The organism is Stenotrophomonas sp. BIGb0135 (assembly GCF_024810105.1).
GTDB classification, from domain to species: Bacteria; Pseudomonadota; Gammaproteobacteria; order Xanthomonadales; family Xanthomonadaceae; genus Stenotrophomonas; species Stenotrophomonas maltophilia_AB.
Genome location: NZ_JANUDX010000012.1, coordinates 23,719 through 49,654, shown reverse-complemented (window position 1 = coordinate 49,654; position 25,936 = coordinate 23,719). Strand labels below are relative to the sequence as shown.

Annotated in this window: 22 protein-coding genes; 9 read left to right on the top strand and 13 right to left on the bottom strand. The window is 68.8% G+C overall.

All coding sequences use genetic code 11. The features are described from left to right. The first annotated feature begins 29 nt into the window (after positions 1 to 29). From atpA to M2421_RS18700, 5 genes are all read left to right on the top strand, one after another. Positions 30 to 1,577 (top strand): F0F1 ATP synthase subunit alpha, encoded by a 1,548-nt coding sequence (gene atpA / locus M2421_RS18720; protein WP_259209681.1) that lies wholly within the window; start codon positions 30 to 32, stop codon positions 1,575 to 1,577. Positions 1,578 to 1,685: 108 nt separating this feature from the next. Continuing rightward, positions 1,686 to 2,549 carry a F0F1 ATP synthase subunit gamma gene (gene atpG, locus M2421_RS18715; RefSeq protein WP_259209679.1) on the top strand — a complete coding sequence of 288 codons (864 nt, stop codon included), beginning with the start codon at positions 1,686 to 1,688 and terminating at the stop codon, positions 2,547 to 2,549. Between the two features lie 37 nt (positions 2,550 to 2,586). Beyond that, a complete protein-coding gene (gene atpD, locus M2421_RS18710; RefSeq protein WP_017354878.1) occupies positions 2,587 to 3,993 on the top strand; it encodes a F0F1 ATP synthase subunit beta in 1,407 nt (468 codons plus the stop codon). A gap of 112 nt (positions 3,994 to 4,105) precedes the next feature. After that, positions 4,106 to 4,528 carry a F0F1 ATP synthase subunit epsilon gene (locus M2421_RS18705; RefSeq protein WP_005411127.1) on the top strand — a complete coding sequence of 141 codons (423 nt, stop codon included), beginning with the start codon at positions 4,106 to 4,108 and terminating at the stop codon, positions 4,526 to 4,528. 80 nt (positions 4,529 to 4,608) lie between these two features. After that, positions 4,609 to 6,795: a hypothetical protein gene (locus M2421_RS18700; protein WP_259209649.1), complete on the top strand. Its 2,187-nt coding sequence runs from the start codon at positions 4,609 to 4,611 to the stop codon at positions 6,793 to 6,795. 18 nt (positions 6,796 to 6,813) lie between these two features. On the opposite strand, the gene M2421_RS18695 is transcribed toward M2421_RS18700, so the two are convergent. Further along, on the bottom strand, positions 6,814 to 7,197 hold the full coding sequence (locus M2421_RS18695) for a GtrA family protein (protein ID WP_259209647.1): 384 nt from the start codon (positions 7,195 to 7,197) through the stop codon (positions 6,814 to 6,816). 85 nt (positions 7,198 to 7,282) lie between these two features. Here M2421_RS18695 and glmU point away from each other — a divergent pair, with 85 nt between their 5' ends. Continuing rightward, positions 7,283 to 8,650, top strand: coding sequence for a bifunctional UDP-N-acetylglucosamine diphosphorylase/glucosamine-1-phosphate N-acetyltransferase GlmU (glmU, locus tag M2421_RS18690; RefSeq protein WP_259209645.1), 1,368 nt, complete (start codon positions 7,283 to 7,285; stop codon positions 8,648 to 8,650). A gap of 108 nt (positions 8,651 to 8,758) precedes the next feature. On the opposite strand, the gene M2421_RS18685 is transcribed toward glmU, so the two are convergent. The 7 genes from M2421_RS18685 to M2421_RS18655 form a co-directional block, all read right to left on the bottom strand. Next, on the bottom strand, positions 8,759 to 10,105 hold the full coding sequence (locus M2421_RS18685; protein WP_259209642.1) for an ATP-binding protein: 1,347 nt from the start codon (positions 10,103 to 10,105) through the stop codon (positions 8,759 to 8,761). Further along, complete coding sequence (locus M2421_RS18680; protein ID WP_259209640.1) at positions 10,102 to 11,445, bottom strand: sigma-54 dependent transcriptional regulator; 1,344 nt, start codon at positions 11,443 to 11,445, stop codon at positions 10,102 to 10,104. The genes M2421_RS18685 and M2421_RS18680 overlap by 4 nt, the downstream gene beginning before the upstream one ends. A gap of 82 nt (positions 11,446 to 11,527) precedes the next feature. After that, entirely contained in the window at positions 11,528 to 11,950 is a 423-nt protein-coding gene (locus M2421_RS18675; protein WP_259209639.1) for a PDZ domain-containing protein, read from the bottom strand. 1 nt (position 11,951) lies between these two features. After that, complete coding sequence (locus M2421_RS18670) at positions 11,952 to 13,172, bottom strand: FtsX-like permease family protein (protein ID WP_259209637.1); 1,221 nt, start codon at positions 13,170 to 13,172, stop codon at positions 11,952 to 11,954. 16 nt (positions 13,173 to 13,188) lie between these two features. Continuing rightward, positions 13,189 to 14,490 carry an ABC transporter permease gene (locus tag M2421_RS18665; RefSeq protein ID WP_259209635.1) on the bottom strand — a complete coding sequence of 434 codons (1,302 nt, stop codon included), beginning with the start codon at positions 14,488 to 14,490 and terminating at the stop codon, positions 13,189 to 13,191. Positions 14,491 to 14,498: 8 nt separating this feature from the next. Further along, positions 14,499 to 15,218, bottom strand: a complete 720-nt coding sequence (locus M2421_RS18660) for an ABC transporter ATP-binding protein (RefSeq protein ID WP_259209633.1) — start codon at positions 15,216 to 15,218, stop codon at positions 14,499 to 14,501. 31 nt (positions 15,219 to 15,249) lie between these two features. Beyond that, on the bottom strand, positions 15,250 to 16,518 hold the full coding sequence (locus M2421_RS18655; protein ID WP_259209631.1) for an efflux RND transporter periplasmic adaptor subunit: 1,269 nt from the start codon (positions 16,516 to 16,518) through the stop codon (positions 15,250 to 15,252). A 204-nt stretch (positions 16,519 to 16,722) separates the two neighbouring features. Between M2421_RS18655 and glmS the strand changes: the two genes are divergently transcribed. The 3 genes from glmS (at position 16,723) to M2421_RS18640 (ending at position 20,784) form a co-directional block, all read left to right on the top strand. Further along, entirely contained in the window at positions 16,723 to 18,564 is a 1,842-nt protein-coding gene (gene glmS / locus M2421_RS18650; RefSeq protein ID WP_259209629.1) for a glutamine--fructose-6-phosphate transaminase (isomerizing), read from the top strand. Between the two features lie 191 nt (positions 18,565 to 18,755). Further along, positions 18,756 to 20,117 carry a thioredoxin family protein gene (locus tag M2421_RS18645; RefSeq protein WP_259209627.1) on the top strand — a complete coding sequence of 454 codons (1,362 nt, stop codon included), beginning with the start codon at positions 18,756 to 18,758 and terminating at the stop codon, positions 20,115 to 20,117. Between the two features lie 235 nt (positions 20,118 to 20,352). Beyond that, complete coding sequence (locus M2421_RS18640; RefSeq protein ID WP_259209626.1) at positions 20,353 to 20,784, top strand: CBS domain-containing protein; 432 nt, start codon at positions 20,353 to 20,355, stop codon at positions 20,782 to 20,784. A gap of 58 nt (positions 20,785 to 20,842) precedes the next feature. Here the strand turns inward: M2421_RS18640 and M2421_RS18635 are convergent, their stop codons facing one another. Genes M2421_RS18635 through M2421_RS18615 form a run of 5 tightly spaced genes read right to left on the bottom strand, consistent with a single transcriptional unit; the run spans position 20,843 to position 25,934 of the window. Further along, positions 20,843 to 21,856, bottom strand: coding sequence for an aromatic ring-hydroxylating dioxygenase subunit alpha (locus tag M2421_RS18635; protein ID WP_259209623.1), 1,014 nt, complete (start codon positions 21,854 to 21,856; stop codon positions 20,843 to 20,845). Continuing rightward, on the bottom strand, positions 21,853 to 22,965 hold the full coding sequence (locus M2421_RS18630) for a GNAT family N-acetyltransferase (RefSeq protein WP_259209621.1): 1,113 nt from the start codon (positions 22,963 to 22,965) through the stop codon (positions 21,853 to 21,855). Before M2421_RS18630 ends, M2421_RS18635 begins: the two co-directional genes overlap by 4 nt. Beyond that, a complete protein-coding gene (locus M2421_RS18625) occupies positions 22,962 to 24,125 on the bottom strand; it encodes an ATP-grasp domain-containing protein (RefSeq protein WP_259209619.1) in 1,164 nt (387 codons plus the stop codon). The genes M2421_RS18630 and M2421_RS18625 overlap by 4 nt, the downstream gene beginning before the upstream one ends. After that, the gene (locus M2421_RS18620; RefSeq protein ID WP_259209617.1) at positions 24,122 to 24,955 is read right to left on the bottom strand and encodes an MBL fold metallo-hydrolase; all 834 of its coding nucleotides are present in this window, start codon (positions 24,953 to 24,955) and stop codon (positions 24,122 to 24,124) included. Before M2421_RS18620 ends, M2421_RS18625 begins: the two co-directional genes overlap by 4 nt. After that, positions 24,942 to 25,934 (bottom strand): NAD(P)-dependent oxidoreductase, encoded by a 993-nt coding sequence (locus M2421_RS18615; RefSeq protein WP_259209616.1) that lies wholly within the window; start codon positions 25,932 to 25,934, stop codon positions 24,942 to 24,944. Before M2421_RS18615 ends, M2421_RS18620 begins: the two co-directional genes overlap by 14 nt. Positions 25,935 to 25,936 lie beyond the last annotated feature (2 nt).

Below are 25,936 nucleotides of genomic sequence, written 5' to 3'. Positions count from 1 at the left end.
GGCGTGACCGCCGGCACTAGGACTTGACGATGGCAACCACGCTCAACCCCTCCGAAATCAGCGAACTGATCAAGAACCGCATCGAGAAGGTCAAGCTGGCCGCGGAATCGCGCAACGAAGGCACCGTGACCAGCGTGTCCGACGGCATCGTGCGCATCTTCGGTCTGGCCGACGTGATGCAGGGCGAAATGATCGAACTGCCGAACAACACCTTCGCCCTGGCCCTGAACCTGGAGCGCGACTCGGTCGGCGCCGTGGTCCTGGGTGATTACCAGCAGCTGCGCGAAGGCGACGTCGCCAAGACCACCGGTCGCATCCTGGAAGTGCCGGTCGGTCCGGAACTGCTTGGCCGCGTGGTGAACGCGCTGGGTGAGCCGATCGACGGCAAGGGCCCGATCGCCGCCAAGACCACCGCGCCGGTGGAGCGCGTTGCGCCGGGCGTGATCTGGCGCAAGTCGGTCGACCAGCCGGTGCAGACCGGTTACAAGTCGGTCGACTCGATGATCCCGATCGGCCGCGGCCAGCGCGAGCTGGTCATCGGTGACCGCCAGACCGGCAAGACCGCCCTGGCCATCGATGCGGTGATCAACCAGAAGGACACCGGCATCAAGTGCGTGTACGTCGCGATCGGCCAGAAGGCCTCGACCGTGGCCAACATCGTGCGCAAGCTGGAAGAAAACGGCGCCCTGGCGCACACCGTGGTGGTGGCTGCCACCGCGTCCGAGTCGGCTGCGATGCAGTACATCAGCGCCTACTCCGGCTGCACCATGGGTGAGTACTTCATGGACCGCGGCGAAGACGCGCTGATCGTGTACGACGATCTGTCCAAGCAGGCCGTGGCCTACCGCCAGATCTCGCTGCTGCTGAAGCGTCCGCCGGGCCGCGAAGCCTACCCGGGCGACGTGTTCTACCTGCACTCCCGCCTGCTCGAGCGCGCGGCCCGCGTGTCCGAAGAGTACGTGGAGAAGTTCACCAACGGCGCCGTCACGGGCAAGACCGGCTCGCTGACCGCGCTGCCGATCATCGAAACCCAGGCCGGTGACGTCTCGGCGTTCGTGCCGACCAACGTGATCTCGATCACCGACGGCCAGATCTTCCTGGAAACCGACCTGTTCAACTCGGGCATCCGCCCGGCCGTGAACGCCGGTATCTCGGTGTCGCGCGTCGGTGGTGCGGCCCAGACCAAGATCATCAAGAAGCTGTCCGGCGGCATCCGTATCTCGCTGGCCCAGTACCGCGAGCTGGCTGCGTTCGCGCAGTTCGCCTCGGACCTGGACGAAGCCACCCGCAAGCAGCTCGAGCGCGGCCAGCGCGTCACCGAGCTGATGAAGCAGAAGCAGTACGCGCCGATGTCCATCGCCAACCAGGCGCTGTCGATCTACGCCGTCAACGAGGGTTACCTCGACGACGTGCCGGTCAACAAGCTGCTGGCGTTCGAAGAAGGCCTGCACGCGCACTTCGCCAACACCCAGGGCGAGCTGATCGGCAAGGTCAACGCCACCGGCGGCTGGGACAACGACATCGAAGCGGCCTTCAAGAAGGGCATCGCCGAGTTCAAGACCACCGGCAGCTGGTAATACCGGTCCTGTAGCGCGGAGCGTTGCTCCGCCGGGCTGAAAGCAGCGGAGCATGGCTCCGCTCTACGTCAAACGCGGGGCATGTGCCCCGCGCCACGGGAATAAGAGATGGCAAGCGGTCGCGAAATCAAAACCAAGATCAAAAGCGTGCAGAACACCCGCAAGGTGACCCGTGCGCTGGAGATGGTCTCGGCCTCCAAGATCCGCAAGGCGCAGGAGCGGATGAAGACGTCGCGTCCGTATGCGCAGGCGATGAAGCAGGTGATCGGCCACCTGGCCCAGGCCAGCACCGATTACCAGCATCCGTTCCTGGTCCAGCGTGACGAGGTCAAGCGGGTCGGCTACATCGTGATCTCGTCCGACCGCGGCCTGGCCGGCGGCCTGAACAACAACCTGTTCCGCAAGATGCTCGGCGAAGTCCGCGAGTGGCAGGACAAGGGCGCGGACATCGACGTGGTCACCATCGGCCAGAAGGCATCCACCTTCTTCCGCCGGGTCAAGGTGGACATGGTCGGCAGCGTCACCCACATGGGCGACGTCCCGCACCTGGAACAGCTGATCGGCGTGATCAAGGTGATGCTCGATGCCTTCACCTCGGGCAAGGTCGACCGCGTCTACCTGGTCTACAACCGCTTCATCAACACCATGACCCAGAAGGCCAGCTTCGACCAGCTGCTGCCGTTGCCGGCCGCTGAGAAGCAGGTCGCGCACCACGACTGGGACTACCTGTACGAACCCGATGCCGCGACCGTGCTCGAGCACGTGATGACGCGTTACATCGAATCGCTGGTGTACCAGGCCGTGCTGGAAAACGTGGCGTCCGAGCACGCGGCCCGCATGGTGGCGATGAAGTCGGCAAGCGACAACGCGAACAAGCTGATCGGCACCCTGCAGCTCGTCTACAACAAGGCGCGCCAGGCAGCGATCACCCAGGAAATCTCCGAAATCGTCGGCGGCGCGGCAGCAGTCTGACGCGCACAGTCAAAGCACACATTAGAGGATTGCAGCAATGAGTCAGGGCAAGATCGTTCAGATCATCGGCGCCGTCGTCGACGTCGAATTCCCCCGCGAGTCGGTGCCGAAGGTGTACCACGCGCTGAAGGTGGACAACACCGAAATCACGCTGGAAGTGCAGCAGCAGCTGGGTGACGGCGTGGTCCGCTGCATCGCGCTGGGCTCCACCGACGGCCTGAAGCGCAACCTGGTCGCCACCAACACCGAACGCGCCATCTCGGTGCCGGTCGGTGCAGGCACCTTGGGCCGCATCATGGACGTGCTGGGCCGTCCGATCGACGAAGCCGGCCCGGTGGCCGCCAGCGACAGCTGGGAAATCCACCGCGAAGCGCCGTCGTACGAAGACCAGTCCCCGGCCACCGAGCTGCTGGAAACCGGCATCAAGGTCATCGACCTGATGTGCCCGTTCGCCAAGGGCGGCAAGGTCGGCCTGTTCGGCGGCGCCGGCGTCGGCAAGACCGTCAACATGATGGAACTGATCAACAACATCGCCAAGGCGCACAGCGGCCTGTCCGTGTTCGCCGGCGTGGGCGAGCGTACCCGTGAGGGCAACGACTTCTACCACGAGATGAAGGACTCCAACGTCCTGGACAAGGTCGCGATGGTGTACGGCCAGATGAACGAGCCGCCGGGCAACCGTCTGCGCGTCGCCCTGACCGGCCTGACCATGGCCGAGTACTTCCGCGACGAGAAGGACGAGAACGGCAAGGGCAAGGACGTGCTGCTGTTCGTGGACAACATCTACCGCTACACCCTGGCCGGTACCGAAGTGTCGGCACTGCTGGGTCGCATGCCGTCGGCAGTGGGCTACCAGCCGACCCTGGCCGAGGAAATGGGCGTCCTGCAGGAGCGCATCACCTCGACCAAGAATGGCTCGATCACCTCGATCCAGGCCGTTTACGTGCCGGCCGATGACTTGACCGATCCGTCGCCCGCCACCACCTTCGCCCACCTGGATTCGACCGTGACCCTGTCGCGTTCGATCGCCTCGCTGGGTATCTACCCGGCCGTGGATCCGCTGGATTCGACCAGCCGCCAGATGGACCCGCTGGTCATCGGCCACGAGCATTACGACACCGCCCAGCGTGTCCAGCAGACCTTGCAGAAGTACAAGGAACTGAAGGACATCATCGCCATCCTGGGCATGGACGAACTGTCCGAAGAAGACAAGCAGGCCGTGTCGCGCGCCCGCAAGATCGAGCGCTTCTTCAGCCAGCCGTTCCACGTGGCCGAAGTGTTCACCGGCTCGCCGGGCAAGTACGTGTCGCTGAAGGACACCATCCGTGGCTTCAAGGCCATCGTCGATGGCGAGTACGACCACCTGCCGGAGCAGGCGTTCTACATGGTCGGCAGCATCGAAGAAGCGGTCGAGAAGGCCAAGAAGATGGCCGAGAAGGCCTGATGCGGCAGGGACGGGCACACGCCCGTCCCGACCGTGACACGGGGTGGGCCTGCGCCCACCGCTGCGGAATCCCTGCGGTGGGTCCAACCCGCCCCCTAGCGAAGAGAGTTACATGAGCACCATCCGTTGCGACATCGTCAGCGCCGAGCAGGAAATCTTCCGTGGTGAGGCGACCCTGGTCGTGGCCACCGGCGAGCTGGGCGAGCTGGGCATCGCGCCCAAGCACGCCCCGCTGATCACCCGCCTGAAGCCGGGCAAGGTGGTAGTGACCACGCCGAATGGCGAGCAGCTGGATTTCGCCATTTCCGGCGGCATCCTCGAGGTGCAGCCGCAGGTCGTGACCGTGCTGGCCGACACCGCCATCCGCGCCCAGGACATCGACGAAGCCTCGGTCCGCAAGGCCAAGGAAGAAGCCGAGCGCATCCTGGCCAACCGTGGTGAAGCGATGGAAGTGGCCGAGGCGCAGCAGAAGCTGGCCGAGGCGGTCGTGCAGCTGCAGGCGCTGGAGCGTCTGCGCAAGACCCTCAAGCACTGAGGCCTGCAGCAGCAGTGACACCCGACGACGCCGGCATCTTGCCGGCGTTGTTGTTTGGGGTTTCGGCAACGGAGTAGCGCATGCAGCAGCGGCAGACCGAGGTGGGCATCCCGGGGCGGCGCCATCGCGTGCTGGCCAGTACCGAGGCGTGCCTGATCGCGCTCTGGGCGCTGTTGTGCCTGCCCTGGCTGCTGGGCCTGCGGATCATCCCCTTCGATGCCGCCCAGCAGTTCTTTCCCGCGGTCAGCTTCGTGGCCCAGCAGTGGCTGCACGGGGAGGCGGCCTGGTGGAACCCGTACCTGTACGGCGGCTACCCGCAGGTGGCCGACCCGCAGATGATGAGCTTCCAGCCCAGCGTGCTGCTGCCGATGCTGCTGGCGCCCACCTCGCTGCACGGGTTCACCGTGGTGGTGCTGCTGCACGTGCTGGGCGGTGGCATCGGCAGCCTGCGCCTGGCCCGCCATTACGGCCTGGCGCGCGCGCCGCAGTTGGTGTTCGCGCTGGTGATGATGTTCGGCGCGGTCGCCGCCTCGCGCCTGCAGCACACGCCGATGATCGTCAGCTTCAGCTATCTTCCGTGGCTGTGGCTGGGCCTGTCGCGACTGCGCCGGCAGGGGCGCCTGCGCGATGCGCTGCTGGCCGGCGTGAGTGGCGGGCTGTGCGCGCTGCAATTGACCCAGGTGACGTACCTCATCGTGCTTGGCTGCGCGCTGTATGCGCTGGCGGCGGTGGTGCGTGCACCGCCGGGGCGACGCGGGCGGATCCTGCTCGGGGTCGTGGCCACCGCCACGCTGGCGGCGTTGATCAGCGCACCGCAGTGGTTGTCGACGCTGGCATGGTTGCCGTCCACCAACCGCAGCGTGATCACGCTGGCGACCAGCGTTGGCGGTGGCATCCACTGGCAGACCCTGGCCACGCTGTTGTCGGGCAATGTCTTCGAGCAGGGCCGCGGCCACTACTGGGGCCCGGGCGACATCACCCAGGATTACCTCTACCTGGGCGCGGTGCCGCTGGCGCTGTGGCTGGGGTGGGGCGCGGCGGTGGTGCGCGCGCAGCCGTGGCGGGCGCGCATCGCGCTGGCGGTGATCGTGCTCGCCGTGGCGTGGGCGCTGGGCGGGCGGACGCCACTGTTCCCGTGGTTGTTCACCTGGTTGCCGGGCCTTGACCTGTTCCGGCGGCCGGCCGATGCGCTGTTCGCGGTGGTGCCGGCGGCGGCCTGGCTGGCCGCGCAGGCGCTGCAGCAGGCGCGCATGGGATCGGGCATGCGCCCGCACTGGCCGTCGCTGCTGGCCATCGGCGTGCTGGTACTGATGACCCTGCGCTGGGTGCTGCCGGCGCATCCGGCGGCGCTCGCGTGGCTGCTGGTGAGCGGCATCCTGATGGGGCTGGCCGTGCGCGCTGCCACGCGCCCCAGCGCGGCGATGGTGCTGGCCGTGCTGGTGGTGGACATGCTGCTGTTCAACGTCGGCACCGACGTCAACACCGGCAGCGCGACCAAATCGGTGCTCGATGGCGATCGCGATGGTCCCGCGCAACGCGCCTATCGCCTGTTGGCCGCGCAACGCCGCGACGGCATCCCGGACCGCGCCGCGGTGTTCGGCCTGCGCGCGCTGACCAACGGCGCCAGCGTGCAGCGGCTGGCGCTGGTCAACGGCTACAACCCGATGATCGATGCGCGTTACCTGCAGGCGGTGGGCATGCCTGGCGAGCCACCGACGCGCGTGCAGGACAAACCCGCCACGGCGTGGACACCGGACTGGGAGGCGCCGCTGTACGACCTGCTCGGACTCCGCTGGCAGATGGCGACCGCGCCGTTCCCGGGCAGCAGCGGCGACGGCGTCCTGTTCGTTGCCGAGCGCACGAGCGTGCTGCCGCGCCTCCTCGTCCCGCGCAGCGTGCGGCGGCACGCCGGGGCACTACCCGATCCGCAGGCCTTCGCCGTCACCGACTTCCGTCAGCAGCTGTGGTTGCCGGCGGATGCACGCAGCCCCTGCGCCGAGGTGCAGGCCGGTCGGGTGCGGATCGCCGCGGTCCACTACCAGCCGCCCGGGCTGCGCGTGGCCTACCAGGCCGATGCACCTGCATGGGTGGTGATCAACGAGGTGCACGCACCGGGCTGGCGGGCGCAGGCCGACGGCGAGGACGTGCCGGTGTTGCGCGCCAATGGCCTGTTCCGCGCGGTATGCGTACCTGCCGGCGCGCACGTGCTGCAGCTTCGTTATGGTCCGCTCGCGCTATGGAAGGATGGACTGCTGTCTGCGCACTAGCCGGGCAGGGCCAGGCGCTCAGCGATAGACCAGGCGCCGCATCGCCAGGAACGACACCGCCGCCAACCCACCCTCGACCAGCGGCTTGGCCAGCCATGCATACGTCAGGCCCAGCTGACTGGCGGCCAGGCTCACCAGCACCGTGCTGATCGCGGTCAACACCGCCCACAGCGCCAGGAAGCGCGCGAACCGCTGCCAGCCCAGCCGATGCTGGCCGTCGCGGGCGAAGGTGTGCCGGCCGTTGAGCCAGAACCCCAGCAGCATGCCGCATACCCGGCCGAGCAGGTTGGCCGGCGACACCGGCATGCCCAGCGCGGTGGCGGCCACGAACACGGCCCAGTCCACCCCAAGCTGGATCAGGCCGATGACGATGTAACTGGCGCCTTGGCGGATCAGGCTCACGAACGCTACCGATGGGGAGAAGGCGGCATGTTAACCCCACTCGTTCTAGAATCCACGCCACTACCAACGAACGCTGCGTTGCCCCATGACCCAAGCCCTGCACGTCATCATCCTCGCCGCCGGTGCCGGCAAACGCATGAAGTCGGCCCTGCCCAAGGTGCTGCAGCCGATCGCCGGCCGGCCGATGCTGGCCCACGTGATCGATGCCGCGCGTGCGCTGCAACCCGATGCGATCCATGTGGTCTACGGGCACGGTGGCGAGGCGGTGCGCGAGGCGTTTGCCGACCAGGGCGACCTGGTCTGGGCCAAGCAGGCCGAGCAGCTGGGTACGGGCCACGCGGTGCAGCAGGCCATGCCGAACGTTCCCGACGCGGCCACCGTGCTGGTGCTGTACGGCGACGTGCCGATGATCCGCGCCGACACCCTGCGGCACCTGCTCTCGCAGCCGGGCCGGCTGGCGGTGCTGGTGGCCGAGGTCGCCAACCCGACCGGCTATGGCCGTATCGTGCGCAACGCCGAGGGTCGCGTGGCCGCGATCGTGGAACAGAAGGATGCCAGCGACGAGCAGCTGGCGATCCGGACCATCAACACCGGCATCATCACCGCCGAGTCGACCGCGCTGCGCACCTGGTTGTCGCAGCTGTCCAACAGCAATGCGCAGGGCGAGTACTACCTCACCGACGTGTTCGCCGCCGCGTCGCACGACTACACCCCCGCCGACATGGCCTTCGTCGAGGACGCCCAGGAAGCCGAGGGCGCCAACGATCCGTGGCAGCTGGCCCAGCTCGAGCGCGCCTGGCAGCTGCGCGCGGTGCGTGCGCTGTGCGCGCAGGGTGCGCGCGTGCTGGACCCGGCACGGCTGGACATCCGCGGCACCGTGGTCGTCGGCAGCGATGTGCAGCTCGACGTCAACGTGATCCTGGAAGGTCACGTCGAGCTGGGCGATGGCGTCAGCATCGGTGCGTTCACCCGGCTCAAGGATGTCCGCCTGGCGGCAGGTACGGTGGTCAAGCCGCATTGCGACCTGGACGGGGTGGTCAGCGAAGGCGCGGCCGATATCGGGCCGTTCGCGCGGCTGCGCCCGGGCACGGTGCTCGCCGCCGGCAGCCACGTGGGCAACTTCGTGGAAACCAAGAAGGTCACCCTGGGGCCGGGCAGCAAGGCCAACCACCTGACCTACCTGGGCGATGCAGTGATCGGTGCGCGGGTCAACATCGGCGCGGGCACCATCACCTGCAACTACGACGGGGTGAACAAGTCGCAGACCACCATCGGCGACAACGCCTTCATCGGCTCCAACAGCGCGTTGGTGGCGCCGGTGGTGATCGGCGAGGGCGCGACCATCGCGGCCGGATCGGTGGTCACCCGCCATGCGCCGGACGGCAAGCTGACGGTGGCGCGTGCGCGGCAGGAAACCATCGAAGGCTGGAAGCGCCCGGTGAAGAAAACCTGATCCCGCTGATGGCCGTTGGCCGGCCATCGGCCGATGCCGGATTGAGGCGGTTGCCGGCCAGCGGCCGGCCCTCCCGGGGCATGCCGCCGCGCGGCTGCCAGCCGCGCGTCAGGCGCTGGGCAGGAAGATCGCCACGCACAGGCCGCCTTCGCGGCGGTTCTGCAGCGAGATGCGGCCGCCGTGGGCTTCGACGATTTCTCGGGTGAGCGCCAGCCCGAGCCCGGTGCCATTGCGCTTGGTCGAATAGAACGGCATCAACGCATTCTGCAGCACCGCCTCGTTCATGCCCCGGCCGCGGTCCAGCACTTCCAGGCGCAGCCACTGCGGCAGCCGGGTCAGCCGCACCTGGACGTCGTCGTTGGGCGGTTCGGCTTCGCCGCAGGCTTCGTGCGCGTTCTTGAGCAGGTTCAACAGCGCCTGGCCCAGCTGGGCGATATCGACCCGGCTGTGCACGTCGTCGCTGATCCCCTCCATGCGGAAGGGGATCTGGTGCTGCAGGCTGGTCAGGAACTGCAGCCACTGCACGTTCTGCAGTTGCGGCTGCGGCAGCTTGGCGAAACGCGCATAGCCGCGGATGAAGCCCTCCAGGTGCCGGGCGCGGTCCTCGATGGTGGTAAACACTTCTTCCAGGCGCTCGGTCTTGCCACGTCGTACCAGCTCGCCACCGGAATGGGCCAGCGAGGCGATCGGTGCCAGTGAGTTGTTGAGCTCGTGGCTGATCACCCGGATCACCTTCTTCCAGGTCTGCACTTCCTGGCGGCGCAGTTCGGCGGTCAGCAGGCGGATCAGCAGCAGGTCGTGCGGGCGGCCATTGAGATGGAAGTTGCGCCGCGACAGGTGGTAGACCTGCTCGTCCTCTTCATCGTCGCTGTCCTCGGCACGCACGGCGAACAGGCTGTCGCCCCCGCGCACGATCGCATCACGCAGTTCCACCGGCATGGTCTCCAGCACGTCCTGCATGCGCTGGCCTTCCAGTTTCCAGCCGTTGTGCAGCAGGCGGCGCGCAGCCAGGTTGGAGAACACCACCCGCTGGACGCCATCGCCGCCATTGGCCAGCAGCAGCATCGACACCGGGGTGTTCTGCACCATGGTGTCCAGCAACAGTTCGCGCTGGACCAGGCCCTGGCGCTGCTCGCGCAGCACGTCGCCGAGCTCGCGATGCGCCTTGACCAGGTCGCCGAGTTCATCGTTGCCCGGCCAGTACACGCCGAAGTTGTATTCGCCGTCGCGGTAGCTGCTGGTGGTGCCCGACAACGCGCGCAGCAGCGAGCGTACCGGCGCGGTGGCGCGGCGCAGGCTCCACCACATCAGCGACAGCAGCACGACCGCCGAGACCAGGGTGATCAGCCAGCCGTGGTCCAGCCAATAGGCCAGGTACCACGGGAATGCCGCCGCCAGCGCCAGCACCGGCAGCAGGCGCAGGAACAGACGGAGGGTGAACGAGCCTCGCTTCATTCGCGGGGGATGCCGTGGCGGTCCATGCGCCGGTACAGCGCCTGGCGGCTCAGCCCGAGTTCGGCGGCGGTCTGGGCGATGATGCCGTGGTTGCGGGCCAGCGCCGCCTCGATGTGGCTGCGGTCCGGGTCGGCGGCCGGGCTGGCCGGGCGCGGTGCGCTGGCGGCACGCGGCAGGTTGAGGTCGGCCACCTCGATGCGTGGGCCGGCGGCGAGCAACTCGGCGCGCTGCAGCACGTTGCGCAGTTCGCGCACGTTGCCCGGCCACGCATGCCGTTGCAGGGCGGTGGCGGCCGCGGTCGACAGCGGCTTGTCGCCCTCCAGGAAGCGTTCGGCCAGCGGCAGGATGTCGCCGGGGCGTTCGGCCAGCGGCGGCAGCGCAAGCTCCACGGTGTTGAGCCGGTAGTAGAGATCTTCGCGGAACTGCCCGTCGCGGATCATCGCGGGCAGGTCGGCATTGGTGGCGCTGATCACCCGCACCTTGACCTGGCGCTCGCGGTTGGAGCCGAGCCGCTCGAAGCGCCCGGTTTCGAGCACGCGCAGCAGCTTCATCTGCCCGCCCAGCGACAGGTTGCCGATTTCATCGAGGAACAGCGTGCCGCCATCGGCGGCCTCGAACTTGCCCTCGCGCGCCTTGTTGGCGCCGGTATAGGCGCCGGCCTCGCTGCCGAACAGCTCGGCCTCGATCAGCTCGGCGGGAATGGCGCCGCAGTTGAGCGCGACGAACGCCCCCTTGGCCACCAGCGAATTGGCCTGGATGATCTCGGCGATCTTCTCCTTGCCGGCGCCGTTGGGGCCGGTGATCAACACCGGCAGTGCCGAGCGCGCGACCTGGCAGGCCAGGTTCACCACCCGTTCGCTGGCCGGGTCGGCCACGACCGCGCCGCGCAGGTCATAGCGGGCTTCCAGCGCCGAGCGCTCGCGTTGCTCGCGGTCGCGGCGGCGGTCCAGCTCGCGGCGGGTCTCGGACAGTTCCAGCAGGTTGTTGACCGTCACCAGCAGCTTGCGGTCGTCCCAGGGCTTGGCCAGGTAGTCGGCGGCACCGGCGCGGACCAGGTCCACCGCGCTGCTCAGGTGGGTCCACGCGGTCAGCAGGATCACCGGCAGGTCGGGATGACGTGCGCGGATCTTGCCGAACAGGGCCTCGCCTTCCTCGCCGGAGGTGGTGTCCTCGGTGAAGTTCATGTCCTGGATCACCAGGTCCACCGGCTGCTGCTCCAGCAGCGCCAGCCCGGCGTCCGGCGACAGCGCGTGCAGCGTGTCGATGTCGTGCAGCGAAAACAGCACGTCCAGTGCGGTGCCGACGCTGGCGTTGTCGTCAATGATCAGGATCGAAGGCATGCGTCGGCAGGAAAGAGGGAATGTGGACAGGCAGAGAGTACCGGAGCGCAGGGCCGGCGGGCAGCCGGCCCTGCGTGCAGGCTCAGGTGCCCGGGCGCGGCGGCGGCGGCGGCGGTGCCGGGGGAGCCGGCGGGGCGGGCGGCAGCACCTTGCCCCATGCCGCCGGGTCGATGCTGACGGTCACCTGGTTGCCCTTGCGCAGCACCGTCATCGGGACCTGCGACCGGCTGCTGGCGGCCAGGTAGCCGGTGAGGTCGTCGATGCTGCGCACCGGCTTGCCGTCGATGCGCAGGATCCGGTCGCCGCTGCGCGCGCCGAAGTAGTTGGCCGGCTCGGTGGTGGTGACGCGGACGATGCCCTGGCTGGCATCCACGACCAGGTGATGGTCGCCTTCGCGCCATTCCAGGCGCCCGGTCTCGGTGGTGGTGGGGGTGGTGGCGGCCAGCGCGGGGGCGCTGGCCAGCAGGAAGGACAGTACGAGGGTGGAGAGGACGGTCTTGCGCATATCAGGCACTCCGGGTGGCGACGGCGGGAGGAACGGCGGCGGCACGACGGGCCGGGCCGAAGACGGCGATCTGGCCGAGCAGCCACAGCAGCACCGCGCCGATTGGCAGGTAGCTGATGGGCATGCGCGGCAGCTCGTAGTTGTTCATCAGGTACAGGTTGATCGTGTAGGCCATCAACATGCCGAGCACGATGCCGACCGTGGCCAGCAGGAAGTTCTCGGTCTGGAAGTAGCGCAGGATCTGCCCGCGGGTGGCGCCCAGCGCACGCCGGATGCCGATCTGCTTGGTGCGCTGCTGCACCCAGAAGCTGGCCAGGCCGACGATGCCCAGTGCGGTCACCACCAGCAGTGCCACGCAGACGGTGATCAGCAGGCCGACCATCGCCCGATCGTTGGCGAAGTACTTGTTGCGGGTTTCCTCATAGGTGACCTTGGCGCGTACCAGGCGGCTGGAGTCCACCCGTTCCAGCGCGGCCACGGCGGCCTTGAGGACCTCATCGCGGCGCGCCGGATCGGTGACCCTGATCAGGTAGAAGCCCATGTCGTAGGACATGCGCACCGGCAGCATCATCGAGTGCTGGGTGTTGCCCTCGACCCGGCTGGGACGGCCCAGTTCCTTGACCACGCCGGTCACCCGCAGCGGCATGCGCCCGCTGTAGACGGTCTTGCCCAGCGCGTCGCCGTCGGGATACAGCTTGTCGGCGGCGGACTTGCTCAGGATCACCGAGCTGCCCTTGGTTTCCGATTCGGGGTCGTTGGCCACCTCGTCGTATTCGCGGTATTCGCCGGGCTGGAAGTCGGCGCCGGCGATCAACTCGACGCCCAGCGTGTCCAGCGTGCCTTCGCGGGCGAAGTACTGTGCGGCGCTCAGCGTCGGGCGCTCCTGGTCGGGAACGCGCGACAGGCTGCTGTTCCAGGAGTTGCGGCGGAACGGCAGCTGGTTGATCGCCACCGCGCTCTTCACCCCGGGGATGCCGCGCAGCGCCGCCAGGTCCTCGCGGGTGCGGGCCTCGACGTTGACCTGCTTGCCGATGCCACCCAGGCGCACCTCCAGCAGCTCTTTCTCGGCGATGCCGCTGGGCTGGCTGATGGTGTCGATGCGCTGCCCGATCAGGAACAGCGCGTTGCAGACGATCGCGCAGGTGAGTGCGATTTCCAGCACGATCAAGGCGGCGGCGGTCTTGTGCCGGCGCAGCGTGGTGAGGATGGGACGGATATCCATGATGTGCTCCGGATCCTTACTGCGTTTTGAGTTGGATGGCGGGCGTGACCTGCATGGCGCGCAGCGCCGGCAGGAACCCGGCCAGCAGGCTGGCGATCAGGGTCAGGCCCAGGGTCAGCAGCAGCATCTGTCCATCCAGGGTGGCCAACTTGGCGTAGTCCACCGGCTGCTGGCGCACCGCGTACAGTCCGATCAAGGCCAGTACCAGGCCGAGCAGGCCACCGGCCAGGCCGACCGTGCCGGCTTCCACCAGCGACTGCAGGAAGATCTGCCCACGGCTGGCGCCGAGGGCGCGGCGCACGCCGATCTCGCCGCTGCGACGCAGGAACTTGGCCAGCAGCAGGCCCACGGTGTTGATCAGGCAGACCAGCAGGAAGCCCATCGCCAGCCACAACTGCAGGCGTACGTCGCTGGGCACCACCTGCTTGTAGTCCAGCCACTCCATCACGTTGCGCAGGCGCACGTTGGACGGGCGCTGGAAGCGACCCGCGGCCTTCTGCTGCGACGAGTAGTTTTCCAGGTAGGCGCGGTAGTCCGCCGCGTCGCTGGCCGAGGGCAGTTCCACCCAGTACTGCAGCCAGGTGCAGGGGGCGTTGACCGCGGTCTCATCGCCGTTGCTGTTGCCCCAGCAGTTCATGTTGCCATTGCGGCCGAGCTTGAGATCCATCGCCGTGGAGAAGGGCAGGTAGACGTCTTCGCTGCTGCCGTAGCGCCCGGTTTCCAGGTCGTAGAAGTGCGGGTTCGGGTTCCACTCGTCGAGCACGCCGACCACGGTGAACGTGTTGCCGTCCATCCGGATCGCCTTGCCGGTGCTGTCGGCGCCATCGAACAGCTTCTGGTTGAGCGTGTGCGAGATCACCGCGACCCGGGCATGGCCATCGTCATCGGCGACCGGCCAGCCACGGCCATACTGGAAGGGCGTGTCGAACATCGCGAAGAAGTCGGTGGAGGTGTAGCGCGCGTCGGTGTCGAACGGGCGCAGCGAGGCCTTGTCCGGTTCCACCGTCACGCCGCCGCCGGTCATCAGCGCCTGGCGCTTGGCCTGCCGCTCGCGCAGCAGTGCTTCGCCGTCGAAGCGGGTCACCTGGTCCTCCGGCTCTTCGCCGGCCTGGTAGCCGAGCATCGGCCGCGGGTCGACCTGCACGGCGAACAGGCGGTCGCTCTTCTGCGGGATGGGATCGCCGGACAGCACGTGGAACACGGTGAGCGTGGTCATCGACGCGCCGATGCCCAGGCCGATGGCGATCACCATCAGCGCGGTCAGTATCTTGTTGCGCCGGAAGCTGCGCAGCGCCAGTCGAAAATAGTAGGCGAGCATGGTGGGCCTCAGTCGTTGGCGGTGGCGACAACAGCGCGCGGGGTGGCCAGCACCGGCTCACGCACCAGGTCGGTGGCCTGGCCATCGACGATGTGCACGTTGCGCTGGGCACGGGCGGCCAGCTCGGGGTCATGGGTGACCATCACGATGGTGGTGCCGGCGGCGTTGATCTCCTCCAGCAGTTCCATCACGCCACGGGCCATCTGGCTGTCCAGGTTGCCGGTGGGTTCGTCGGCCAGCAGCAGGCGCGGGCTGCCCGCGAGCGCGCGTGCGATGGCCGCGCGCTGCTGCTGGCCGCCGGACAGCTCGGCCGGGTAGTGCTTCATGCGCGAGCCCAGGCCGACCTGGCCGAGCGCCTTCTCGATGCGCTGCTTGCGCTCGGCGGCCGGCATGCCCCGGTAGCGCAGCGGCACGTCGACGTTGTCGAACAGGTTGAGGTCGGAGATCAGGTTGAAGCCCTGGAAGATGAAGCCGATCTTCTGGTTGCGCAGGCGGCTGCGTGCATCGTCGCCGAGCGTGCTGACGTCCTGGCCATCGAGCAGGTAGGTGCCGCTGGTGAACGTTTCCAGCAGGCCGGCGATGTTGAGGAAGGTGGTCTTGCCCGAGCCGGACGGACCGGTCACGGCCACGAACTCGCCTTCGCGCACGTGCAGGTCGAGCGACCGCAGGGCATGGGTTTCCACCTGTTCGGTGCGGAACACTTTGGCGACCGAGCGCATCTCGAGCATGGCTGTTTTCCTTTGCAGTTCGTTGGGAGTATCAGTTGAGGGAGACCTGCTCGGCATCGCCGAACAGATCGCTGCCGGACACCACGACGCGATCGCCGGGTTGCAGGCCAGAGAGGATTTCCACTTCGCCCAGGCTGCTGACGCCGAGCTTGACCGGGCGGCGCACCGCGGTGCTGCCGTTCATGACGTAGGCCTGGCCGTTGCCCTGTTCGACGAACGGGCCGCGCTCGACCTTGAGCACGTTGCGGCGGGTATCGAGCACCACCCGTGCCTGCATGCGCTGGCTCTGGCGCAGGCCCTGCGGCTGCTTGTCCGAGAAGCGGATGCGGGCGTTGACCTCACCGGCCACCACTTCCGGGGAGACCGCGCTGATCTCGCCGGGGAACGGCTGGCCGTTGCCGCTGGTCAGCTGCGCCGGAATGCCGATGGCCAGGTCGCGGGCGAAGCTCTCCGGCACCTTGATCTCGATCTCGAAGCGCGACAGGTCGACCACGCCCAGGATGGGCGCGTTGGCGACCACGTTGGTGTGCTGGGTGGCCTGCACCTGGCCGACCTGGCCGTCGAACGGTGCGCGCAGGGTCAGCGCATCCACTTGGCGCTGGACCTCGGCCACCACCGCCTTCTGGCGCTCGGCCAGCAGGTGCTTGTTGCGCGCGTCCAGGTCCGCGCCCTGGCCCTGCAGGCGCGCATCGGTCTGCGCGTTGGCCAGCTGGATGTCGGCCTTCTTCAGCGTGTCGGTGGCCTTGGCCAGGTCGATCTGCGGCACGGCGCCGCCGTCGAAACCGCGCTGGTAGCGCTGCAGGTCGCGGTCGGCGGCCTGGCGTTCGATGCTGGCCTGGTCGGTTTCCTTGCGCGACTTGGCCCGCGCCAGCGTGGCATCCAGGTTGGCCCGGCTGGCTTCGGCTTCCAGGCCGGCCAGGGTGGCCTGTTCCTGGGCCAGCTTGCTGCGCAGCTCCGGGCTGTCGATCACCGCCAGCTCCTGGCCCTTCTTGACCACGTCGCCGGCCACGACCTTGAGGTCCACCGTACCGGCGGAGATCGCATACAGGATCGGGCTGTTGGCCGCGATCACGCGGCCGTCGGCGGCGATGTCGCGCACCAGGTCGCCGCGCTTGACCTCGGCCACGCGCACGCGGCTGGCGTCGAAGGAACGGCTCGCGCCGAGCCAGGCGCGGGCGGCGAAGCCGATCGCGAGCAGGACCACCAGCGCGGCCAGGCCCGGCCACAGCCAGCGCTTCCACGGGGCTGCCGTGCCGGCAACGGAGAGGGTCTGGTCCTGGGCGGAAGTGTCGCGGATCATCGGGCTCGTTCGCGGTTGGGTTGCGGTGTACCAAGCAGATCCCGTGCCAAGTTTTGTGTCTGTCAAATCAAGGGCTTGCGCGGGTGCCCGCGCTGTCCGGGTGTCCGCGGACAGCGGCCCGGACACTTTCGTTAAGCGGACAGCGGCGTCCCGGGCGTGGGCGCCACGCTAGAATGCGAGGCTCGATACCTGGGGTCAGAATCTATGTGCGGCATTGTGGGAGCGATCGCCGATCGCGACGTGGTACCGGTCCTCATCGAAGGCCTGAAGCGACTGGAATATCGCGGTTACGATTCCTCCGGCATCGCCGTGCTCGACCAGCGCCAGGTCCAGCCGGACGTGCGCCGCGTGCGCCGCACCGGCCGCGTGGCCGAGATGGAGAAGGCCGCCGCCAGCGAAGGCTTCGACGCCATGCTCGGCATCGGCCACACCCGCTGGGCAACGCATGGTGGGGTGACCGAGGCCAATGCCCACCCGCACATCAGCCACGGCGTGGCCCTGGTCCACAACGGCATCATCGAGAACCATGAGGAACAGCGCGAGAAGCTGCGCGCGCTGGGCTATGTGTTCGAGTCGCAGACCGACACCGAAGTCATCGCGCACCTGATGCACCACCACCTCAAGGGCGGCGACAGCCTGCTGGCGGCGCTGCAGCGCACCGTGAAGGAACTGACCGGCGCCTACGCGCTGGCGGTGATGAGCCGTGCCGAGCCGGACCATTTCGTCTGCGCGCGCATGGGCTGCCCGCTGCTGGTCGGCCTGGGCGAGGGCGAGAACTTCGTCGCCTCGGACGTCTCGGCGATCATCTCGGCCACGCGCCGGGTGATCTTCCTGGAAGAGGGCGACACCGCCGACGTGCGCCGCGACGGCGTGCAGGTGTACGACGAGCACAACCAGCCGGTGGACCGTGGCGTGCACCTGTCCGACGTGTCGCTGGCGTCGCTGGAATTGGGCCCGTACCGCCATTTCATGCAGAAAGAAATCCACGAGCAGCCGCGCGCGCTGGGCGACACCATCGAGGCGGCGATCGACGCCGGTGGCTTCCCGGCCGAGCTGTTCGGCAAGAACGCCGAACGCGTGCTGGCCGGCATCGAGGGCGTGCAGATCCTCGCGTGCGGCACCAGTTATTACGCTGGCCTGACCGCGCGCTACTGGATCGAATCCATCTCCGGCCTGCCGTGCAGCGTGGAGATCGCCAGCGAGTACCGCTACCGCGCCGCGTATGCAAACCCCAGGCACCTCATCGTCACCATCTCCCAGTCCGGTGAAACCCTGGACACGATGGAGGCGCTGAAGTACGCCAAGTCGCTGGGCCACCTGCACACGCTGTCGATCTGCAACGTGCCGGAAAGCGCGATCCCGCGCGCCAGCGAGCTGGTCTGCTACACCCGCGCCGGCGCCGAGATCGGCGTGGCCTCGACCAAGGCCTTCACCACCCAGCTGGCGGCGTTGTTCCAGTTGACCGTGGTGCTGGGCAAGCTGCACGGCCGCGTGGACGCCGCGCAGGAAGCGGCGTACCTGGAGCAGCTGCGCTTCCTGCCGGGCAGCGTGCAGCACGCGCTCAACATGGAACCGCAGATCGCCGCCTGGGCCGAACGCTTCGCGCGCAAGAGCAGCGCGCTGTTCCTCGGTCGCGGCCTGCATTACCCGATCGCGCTGGAAGGCGCGCTCAAGCTGAAAGAGATCACCTACATCCACGCCGAGGCCTACCCGGCCGGCGAGCTCAAGCATGGCCCGCTGGCGTTGGTCGACGAAGACATGCCGGTGGTGGTGATCGCGCCGAACGACAGCCTGCTGGAGAAGGTCAAGTCCAACATGCAGGAAGTGCGTGCGCGCGGCGGCGAGCTGTTCGTGTTCGCCGACCAGGACAGCAACTTCGCCGAGTCCGAGGGCGTGCACGTCATCCGCACCCCGCGCCATGCCGGCGTGCTCAGCCCGGTGGTGCACACCATCCCGGTGCAGCTGCTGGCCTACCACACCGCGCTGGCACGCGGCACCGACGTGGACAAGCCGCGCAACCTGGCCAAGAGCGTAACGGTGGAGTAACCCCAGGACGCGCAGGCCAGCCTGGCCTGCCGTCATCGATGCCTGGACACACGACGGCCGCGCAGTGCGGCCGCGTGCTTTTCGTACTTGTTGCAATGACCTGCCAGGGCGCTCCCACTACGGTGGTTGGCCCGCGCTGCGCTGGATCGTCTCGACCCGCGCAGTGCCTCCCGATATGGCAGGACACCCCAATGCGTTCGGTACACCCCGTTTTCCGCCTGCTGCTCGCCGTTGCCGCGCTGCTGGTCACCACCGTGGCGCAGGCCACCCCGTTGGCGGTGGCGCCTGCACTCCCCGACGCGTTCGGCACGGTCCTGGCCATGGCGTTGCTGGGTGGGCTGGTACTCAACCTGATGCCGTGTGTGTTGCCGGTGTTGTCATTGAAGGTGCTGTCGGTGCTGGGCAGCGGCAGCCAACCGGCGCAGCTGCGCCGGCACGCGCTTGCCTACACCGCAGGTGTGCTGCTGTCCTTCCTCGCCATCGGCGCCATCATCCTGGCGCTGCGCTCCACCGGCAGCGTGCTGGGCTGGGGCTTCCAGCTGCAGCAGCCCGCGTTCGTGGCCGCGCTGGCGTGGCTGATGGTGCTGGTGGGCCTGAGCCTGGCCGGGATGTTCACGCTGGGCGGTGCGGTCGGCAGCACCGGACAGCGGTTGCTGGGAAAGACCGGGTATGCCGGTGATTTCTGGTCGGGCGTACTGGCCTGCGTGGTTGCCAGCCCCTGCGTGGCGCCCTTCATGGGCCCGGCGCTGGTGTATGCGTTCAGTGCGTCGTGGGCCGCGGCGTTGCTGGTGTTCCTGATGCTGGGCCTGGGCCTTGCGCTGCCGTTCCTGTTGATCGGCTTCTTCCCCGCGCTGGGGCGCTGGCTGCCGCGGCCGGGTGCGTGGATGGAAACGCTCAAGGTGCTGCTGGCCTTCCCGATGCTGCTCACGGCCGTGTGGCTGGTCTGGCTGCTGGGGAACCAGAAAGGCATGGACGCCGTCGCGATCATCCTGGTTGCCGCGGTGGTGCTGGCACTGGGCCTGTGGCTGTTCGAACAGGGCCGCTGGCGCAGCCAGGCCTGGCGCAAGGCGCTGGGGGCGGTGGTGATTGGTGCCAGCCTGCTGTCGGTCGTGATGGTGCAGCGCGTGCCGACGGACGACGGCGCGGCCACGCGGCCGTCGAAGCTGGCAGGCGCCACGCCGTACCTCGCCCGCGATCTTGCCCAGGCTCGCCAGGAGGGTCGGCAGGTGCTGCTCACCGTGACCGCCGACTGGTGCATCACCTGCATCGCCAACGAGCAGACCGTACTGGGCACGGAGCGCTTCCAGTCCCTGGTGCAGGACACCGCGACGGTGTACATGAAGGCCGACTGGACCCACAGCGACCCGCTGGTGGGCGAACTGCTGAAAGCGCACAACGCGCCGGGCATCCCGCTGTACGTGCTCTACCGCCCGCACCAGCAGGGCGAGGTGTTGCCGCAGGTGTTGACCCTGGACGTGATGCGCCGTGCCCTGGCGCCGGTGGACGGCGCGGCGCCGGCGCCGGACACCGGCGTGCAGGCGCCACGCGGCTGACCCTGGCTGAACTTTAGCCGGGCCTGGCGCTGGCATTCAGCGACGGTTTTATCCGCGGTGCCATTCTCGGGGTCGTCAGCGGTTTTCAACGACGATCTGTCCCAGATTTGCAAACTCCCGGGCCAGGAGGCGGTCGTAGAATCGAGTGACCGAGGGCCGGGCGCATGCCGTGCTGCCGACCCCGCTGCAACCAGGCGCATCTCTCGACTTCAGTAACCTGTAACAGGAAACAAGAATGAACGTCCGCGAACTCCTGCAATCCAAGAAAGAAACCATCGTGACCATCGATGTGGACGACACGATCGGTGCTGCCGCGCACAAGATGAGCGCGCACAAGATCGCTGCCCTGGTGGTGATGAAGGACGATGCACCGGTCCGGATCATTTCCGAGAAGGACATCGTGCGCAGCCTGGCCGATGACGGCCCGCAGGCGGGCCGTCGGGTCATCGCCACCTTGCCGTCGGCAGGGCTGGAAGGCATTGCGCCGGATGCGACGTTGAAGCAGGCCATGGCGCTGATGACCTACTCGCGCCACCGCCACCTGATGGTGACCGAGGACGCCAAGCTGGTCGGCATCCTCAGCCTGGGCGATATCGTCAAGAACCTGCTCAGCGAATTGGAGCTGGAAAAGGCGGTGCTGCAGGACATCTACATGGCGGCGCACTGACGCCACCGTCGGTATCGGATAGCGCAACGTGCCGGTCCTGCGACCGGCACGTGCGCGTCTAGAGCATCATCCGTACGTCGTGGGCCGGCGCGTCCGTCGGCAGTTCCCCGTGTGTCCAGAAGTGCTCCAACGTGCCACGCACGATGTCGAGCGAGGTCGAGGCGCCCTTGCGCTGCCCGAACCGGTGTTTGTTCCGCGCCTGCAGCCCGAGCATGGCCATGTCCTGGTCATTCACCCGTTTCAGGAACGGCCAGGCGAACACGCGCACCGCCCACGCCGGCGCCCAGCGGCCCTCGACGTGCAGGGTGATGAACACATCGGTCTCCGCGGCCGTGCGCGGGGTGAAGTGCAGGTCGATCACTACGCGGCTGCCGTTGGCGTAGCCGTACTCGAGCCGGGCACTGCCCGGGGCGGCGAAGTGGGCACGTTCGGCCGTGCGCTCGGATTCGAACAGCCGATACAGCAACCCCGACTGCGACGGCATGCCGCGATAGTCCACCGTGAAGCCAGTGTCGGTGGGACTGAACCGCGCCGTGGCCTGCACGCGTTGCCCATCGCGCCGGACCAGTCCGGCATGGATGAAATGCGTATGCAGGGGATCCAGGAAGTTCTCCATCGCATCGACCACGTGCGCCGACCAGCGCGTGCGCCACAGGAAACGGCGGGTGCGCGGGTCGGTCGCGCGGATCATCGCATGGGGCTGGTCGGCGCCGGCATCGCCGGGGCGCAGCCAGATGAACCCGTCGAGTTCGCAGGTGGCGAAGTGGCGCACGCGGACAGTGGGTGGTGCGGTGTCCGACGGCAGGCCGGGCACCTCGCACAGCCGTCCGTCGGCATCGAACGACCAGCCGTGGTATGGACAGGCCAGACGCTCGCCGCTGACGCAGCCGGCCGACAGCGGCGCATGGCGGTGCGGGCAGCGATCCTCCAGCGCGATCAGCGTGCCGCCTTCGGTGCGTGCCAGCGCCACGTGCGTGTCCAGCAGGGTGACGGCCACGGGCCGGGCGCGGACCTCGTCGGAACGGGCCACGGCGTACCAGTGGGTGAACAACAAGGGATGCCAGGCGGTCATAGGCCGAATCTGCGCAGCAGGGGCGTGCCAAGCCGGCACGTGAGGGTGGACAGCGCGGCGACCGCGGTGCGCGTGCGCCGGGGCAGGTGCCGCGCGTACACGGCACTGTATTCGATGGCCGGCACCCCGCCGCGCAGCCGCTTGAAGCCGGCGGCGCCGGCGCTGAAATTCAGGCGCCAGCCGTTGTCCAGGCAGGCGCGATAGGCGCACGCGGTGGCCAGCCGATACAGCGCCATCTTCTGCGGCTGCGCGGTGTCGTAGCCGACGATCGGGGCGGTGGCGGTGCGGCCCTGCCGGAACAGGCCCAGCACGCAGGCCAGGCGGCCGTCGTCGCTGCGGAAGCCTTCGAAGGTGAGCAGGCCGGCGCGGTGCCACAGGCGCAGGAACTGCGCGTCGTACACGGGATTGAAGCGCGAGTGCTTGCCGATGTAGAGCAGTGCGTAGAGCTCGGCGATGCGCGCGTAGTCGGCGTCGGTGACGTCCTGGTCGCGGCAATGCCGCAAGGGGGTCTTGCGCAGCAGCGCCATGTCCGCCTTGAGGTTGCCGTGTCGGCACGCCCGCAGGTCGACATCGTCGTACAGATACACCTGGCGACTGGTGACCAGGTGGCAACCGGCGGCCTGCAGCGCCGCCAGCCAATCGGCATTGTCGTGCGCGTTGAGCGAGCGGAACCACACGGTGTGCCGGGGCCAGCGGGCGACGGCTTCCTGCAGCAGGGCGGCGGGGTCGACGAGGGCGAGGGCGGGATACAGGTTGGTGGACAGCAGCCAGTTGTTGATCGACACCGCGTGGTCGATCCCGCTCCACTGCAGCGAACCGCCGAGCGAGGCGATCAGGCGCAGCGACAGCGGTGCGGCCCAGGCCGGCAGGTAGCGCGCGCCTTCCTCGGCGGCGTAGTCGGCGTAGGTGGTGCGCGGGGAGCAGACCCAGGCATCGCCGGCGCGGCCGTCATGCACGCTGACGGGCAGGTCGCCGGCCGCGGTGGCCAGGGTGTCGATGCGCGCATGCAGGTTGGGTACCCGCGTGCCCGCGCCGGGCCCGGCGTGGAGGGCTGCGAAGGCCCGTGCGCTGGCCGCGAAGCGTGCGTCCGCGGTGGCCGCTGCGTTCATTCCTGCACGGCCTGCAGCGGTTCGCCATCCCACTCGATGTCCCGCGTGGCCGCTTCGCGCAGGGTGCAGCCCTGGCGCAGCGCCAACCGGCCGTAGGAGGCCAGGTCGAGAAGACTGCCGAGCGGGGGCCGGCGGTCGCCGGGGACGGCGATGACGTCGTCGGCGCGCCGCCAGTCGGCGCGCCACGCGCCAGGCTGCCCACGCGTCAACGCATCCTGCAGGCCCGCCGTGGCCATCAGCACGGCGATCATCCGCGCCCGGGGCGACACCGGCTCACGCAGTCCGCCTTCGCCGAGCAGCGCGGCCGGCAGGTCGACGTCGCTGGGGAACAGGTGCAGGCCACTGGTCGCGCGCGGATTGCACTCCAGGGCCCGCGCACTGCCGTCGGCGGCCTCGATCCAGTCGAAGGACAGTTGGCCGCTGTAGTGCGTGCCGCGGACGAGCGCGGCGACCGCATCCCGCACTGCAGGCCGCTGCACGGGATGAAAGTAGTAGCTGGAACTGCGGCGAAGCCGATACGTGGGGCGATAGATCGCATGGGCCAGCAGCCGGCCCTGGTGGGCGATGGCGTAGCTGCACAGCTCATCGCCGGCGAGGTAGTCCTGCACCACCCAGGCTCCCAGCGCGGGAAGCACGGCGGCATCGGCGGGAATGCCCTGCGGGTACAGGCGCACGTGCACGCCGAAGCGCGAGAATTCCGGCTTCAGCACCACTGCGCGCCCCTGCGCCCACTCACGCGCCTGCGCCAGCGTGTGCACGCGGGCGCTGTCCGGCACCGGCATGCCGTGCTGCCGGGCGATGCGCAGGAAGTCCCACTTGCTGTGCAGGGCGGCCAGTGTGTCGAAGGCGTCCACGGCCACGTGCAGGGATGCCGGCAGGGTGGCGCGGTGCCGTGCAAGGTGCAGCGCCTCTTCGCACGTGGGCAGCACCAGGTCGATGCGCTGGTCGCGGACGATGCGGTTGAGATCGCGGGCGAAGCCCCGGGCGTCGAAACGCGCCGGGTGCAGCGCGTGGGTCGCGGCCACCGCCGATGACCAGCCCGTCAGCCGGCAGGGAATGCTGTCGGCCACCTGCACGTGCCAGCCGAGGCGATGGAAGCGGCGCGCATGGTCCAGCGCGACCGGGGCGCGCCCGCCGAGGATCAGTACCCGGCCGCTCATGCCTGCGGCTCCGGGCGCCATTCCGGGCAGTGCGAAGGCACCAGGCGGACCTCTGGCGCGGCGTGGTGCAGCGCATGCAGCCGCGCCAGCGTGTCGCGGTAGATGGCGGTGCTGCCCAGCCACGCGGTGACCAGCGCCGGGGGCGGCGTGTTGTCGCGGATCGCCTGCGACGACCAGCTGGCATCGGCGACCAGGAACACCGGGCCGTGGCCGTCATCGAACACGGCGCCGTAGTGGCCGGCGGCATGCCCGGGCAGCGGCACCAGCAGCAGGCTGGCGTCGCCGAACAGGTCGATGCCGCGCTCGAATGCGTCCAACGGTGGCGGCAGTGGCACGCTGGCCTGTGCCTCGAACCACCGCGGCGGGGTGTCCTTCCACGATGCCAGCAGCGCCGGCAGCAGGCCGATGCGCAGCGCGCCCACCCGCGTGCGTGCCTGCAGGTCGTCCCAGGCCTCGCGCGAACAGGCCACGCGGGCCTGCGGGAAATCCGCCAGGCCGCCGATGTGGTCGCCATGCAGGTGCGATACCACGATCCAGGCGATGTCGCCGGGGGCGATGCCGTCGCGGCGCAGTTGGGCGGCCAGTGATGCCCGTGGCGACAGGTGGACCGGGGTCACCATGCGGTACAACCGCTCGGGAAACGCCGCCGTCGCCTGCAGGAAGTGCTCGGAATAGCCGGTGTCGAACAGGATCCAGCCGAGCGTCGGGTGCTTCAGCAGCGCCACCAGCGCAGGAAACTCGCAGGCACGCGCGGGCGCGCCCTGGCGGGTGGCCCGCTCGGGATGCGTGCAGTACCCGGCTTCGTAGAGTCGCCATTCAAGCGTGACCATGCGCCCTCCACCAGTCGGCGTAGCGGGCCAGGCTGGCGCCCAGGTCGGTCTGTGGCTGGTACGCCAGCTCGCGCCGCGCGCGGCCGATGTCCAGCGTCTGCGAATAGCCGAGCACACCGACGCCGTAACGGCTCAGGCGCGGCTCGGGCTGGCCGGGCCGCAGCCGCGCCAGCTGCTCGGCCACCGTGGCCAGTGCCAGGGCGGGCGCGCGCGGCAGCGGCAGCATCCGCACCTCCATGCCGAGCGCGGCGAACAGCGTTTCCAGCAGCGTGCGCACCTGCACGGGCGCGCCGTTGCTTACGTTGTAGGCACGCCCATCGCCGGGCAGCTCGGCGTCCACGCAGTGCGCGACCAGCGCCACCAGGTTGTCGATGTGGGTGACGTCGATCAGGGCGCGCCCGCCGTTGACCAGCGGAAACCAGCCGCGCGCGGCGCTGGCCAGCACGCGCGGCAGGATCGCGCGATCGCCTTCGCCGTACACCGCGCGCGGGCGCAGGCTCAGCGTCTGCATGCGCGGGCCGGCGGCCGCGCGGACCCGGCACTCGGATTCCCACTTGCTGCGCGCATAGTCGGTGATCCAGCGTGCCGGCGGCTCGAACGCCTCGCCCAGGCCGTACTGGTCGTCGAACCGGAAGTAGATGCTGGGTGAGCCCAGGTGGATGAAGCGTCGCACCTGCTGGCGTCCCGCGGCCTGGAGCAACCGCTCCGTCGCGGTCACGTTCGCGCGCTGGAAATCCTCGGCCCGGCCCCACGGCGATGAGAGCGCGGCGCAGTGCACGACGACCTCGCAGCCGGCAAGCAACGGATCGAGCGGGTCGCTCGCCAGGTCGGCCGTGACGCTGTCGATCGCGACGTTGCCGGTCTGCAGGCGTGTGCGGTCACGCCCGGTGGCGATGACCCGGTGGCCCGCGGCGGCCAACCGCAGGGCGACATGGTGGCCGATGAAGCCGGAGGCACCGGTGACCAGGATCTGCGCCATGC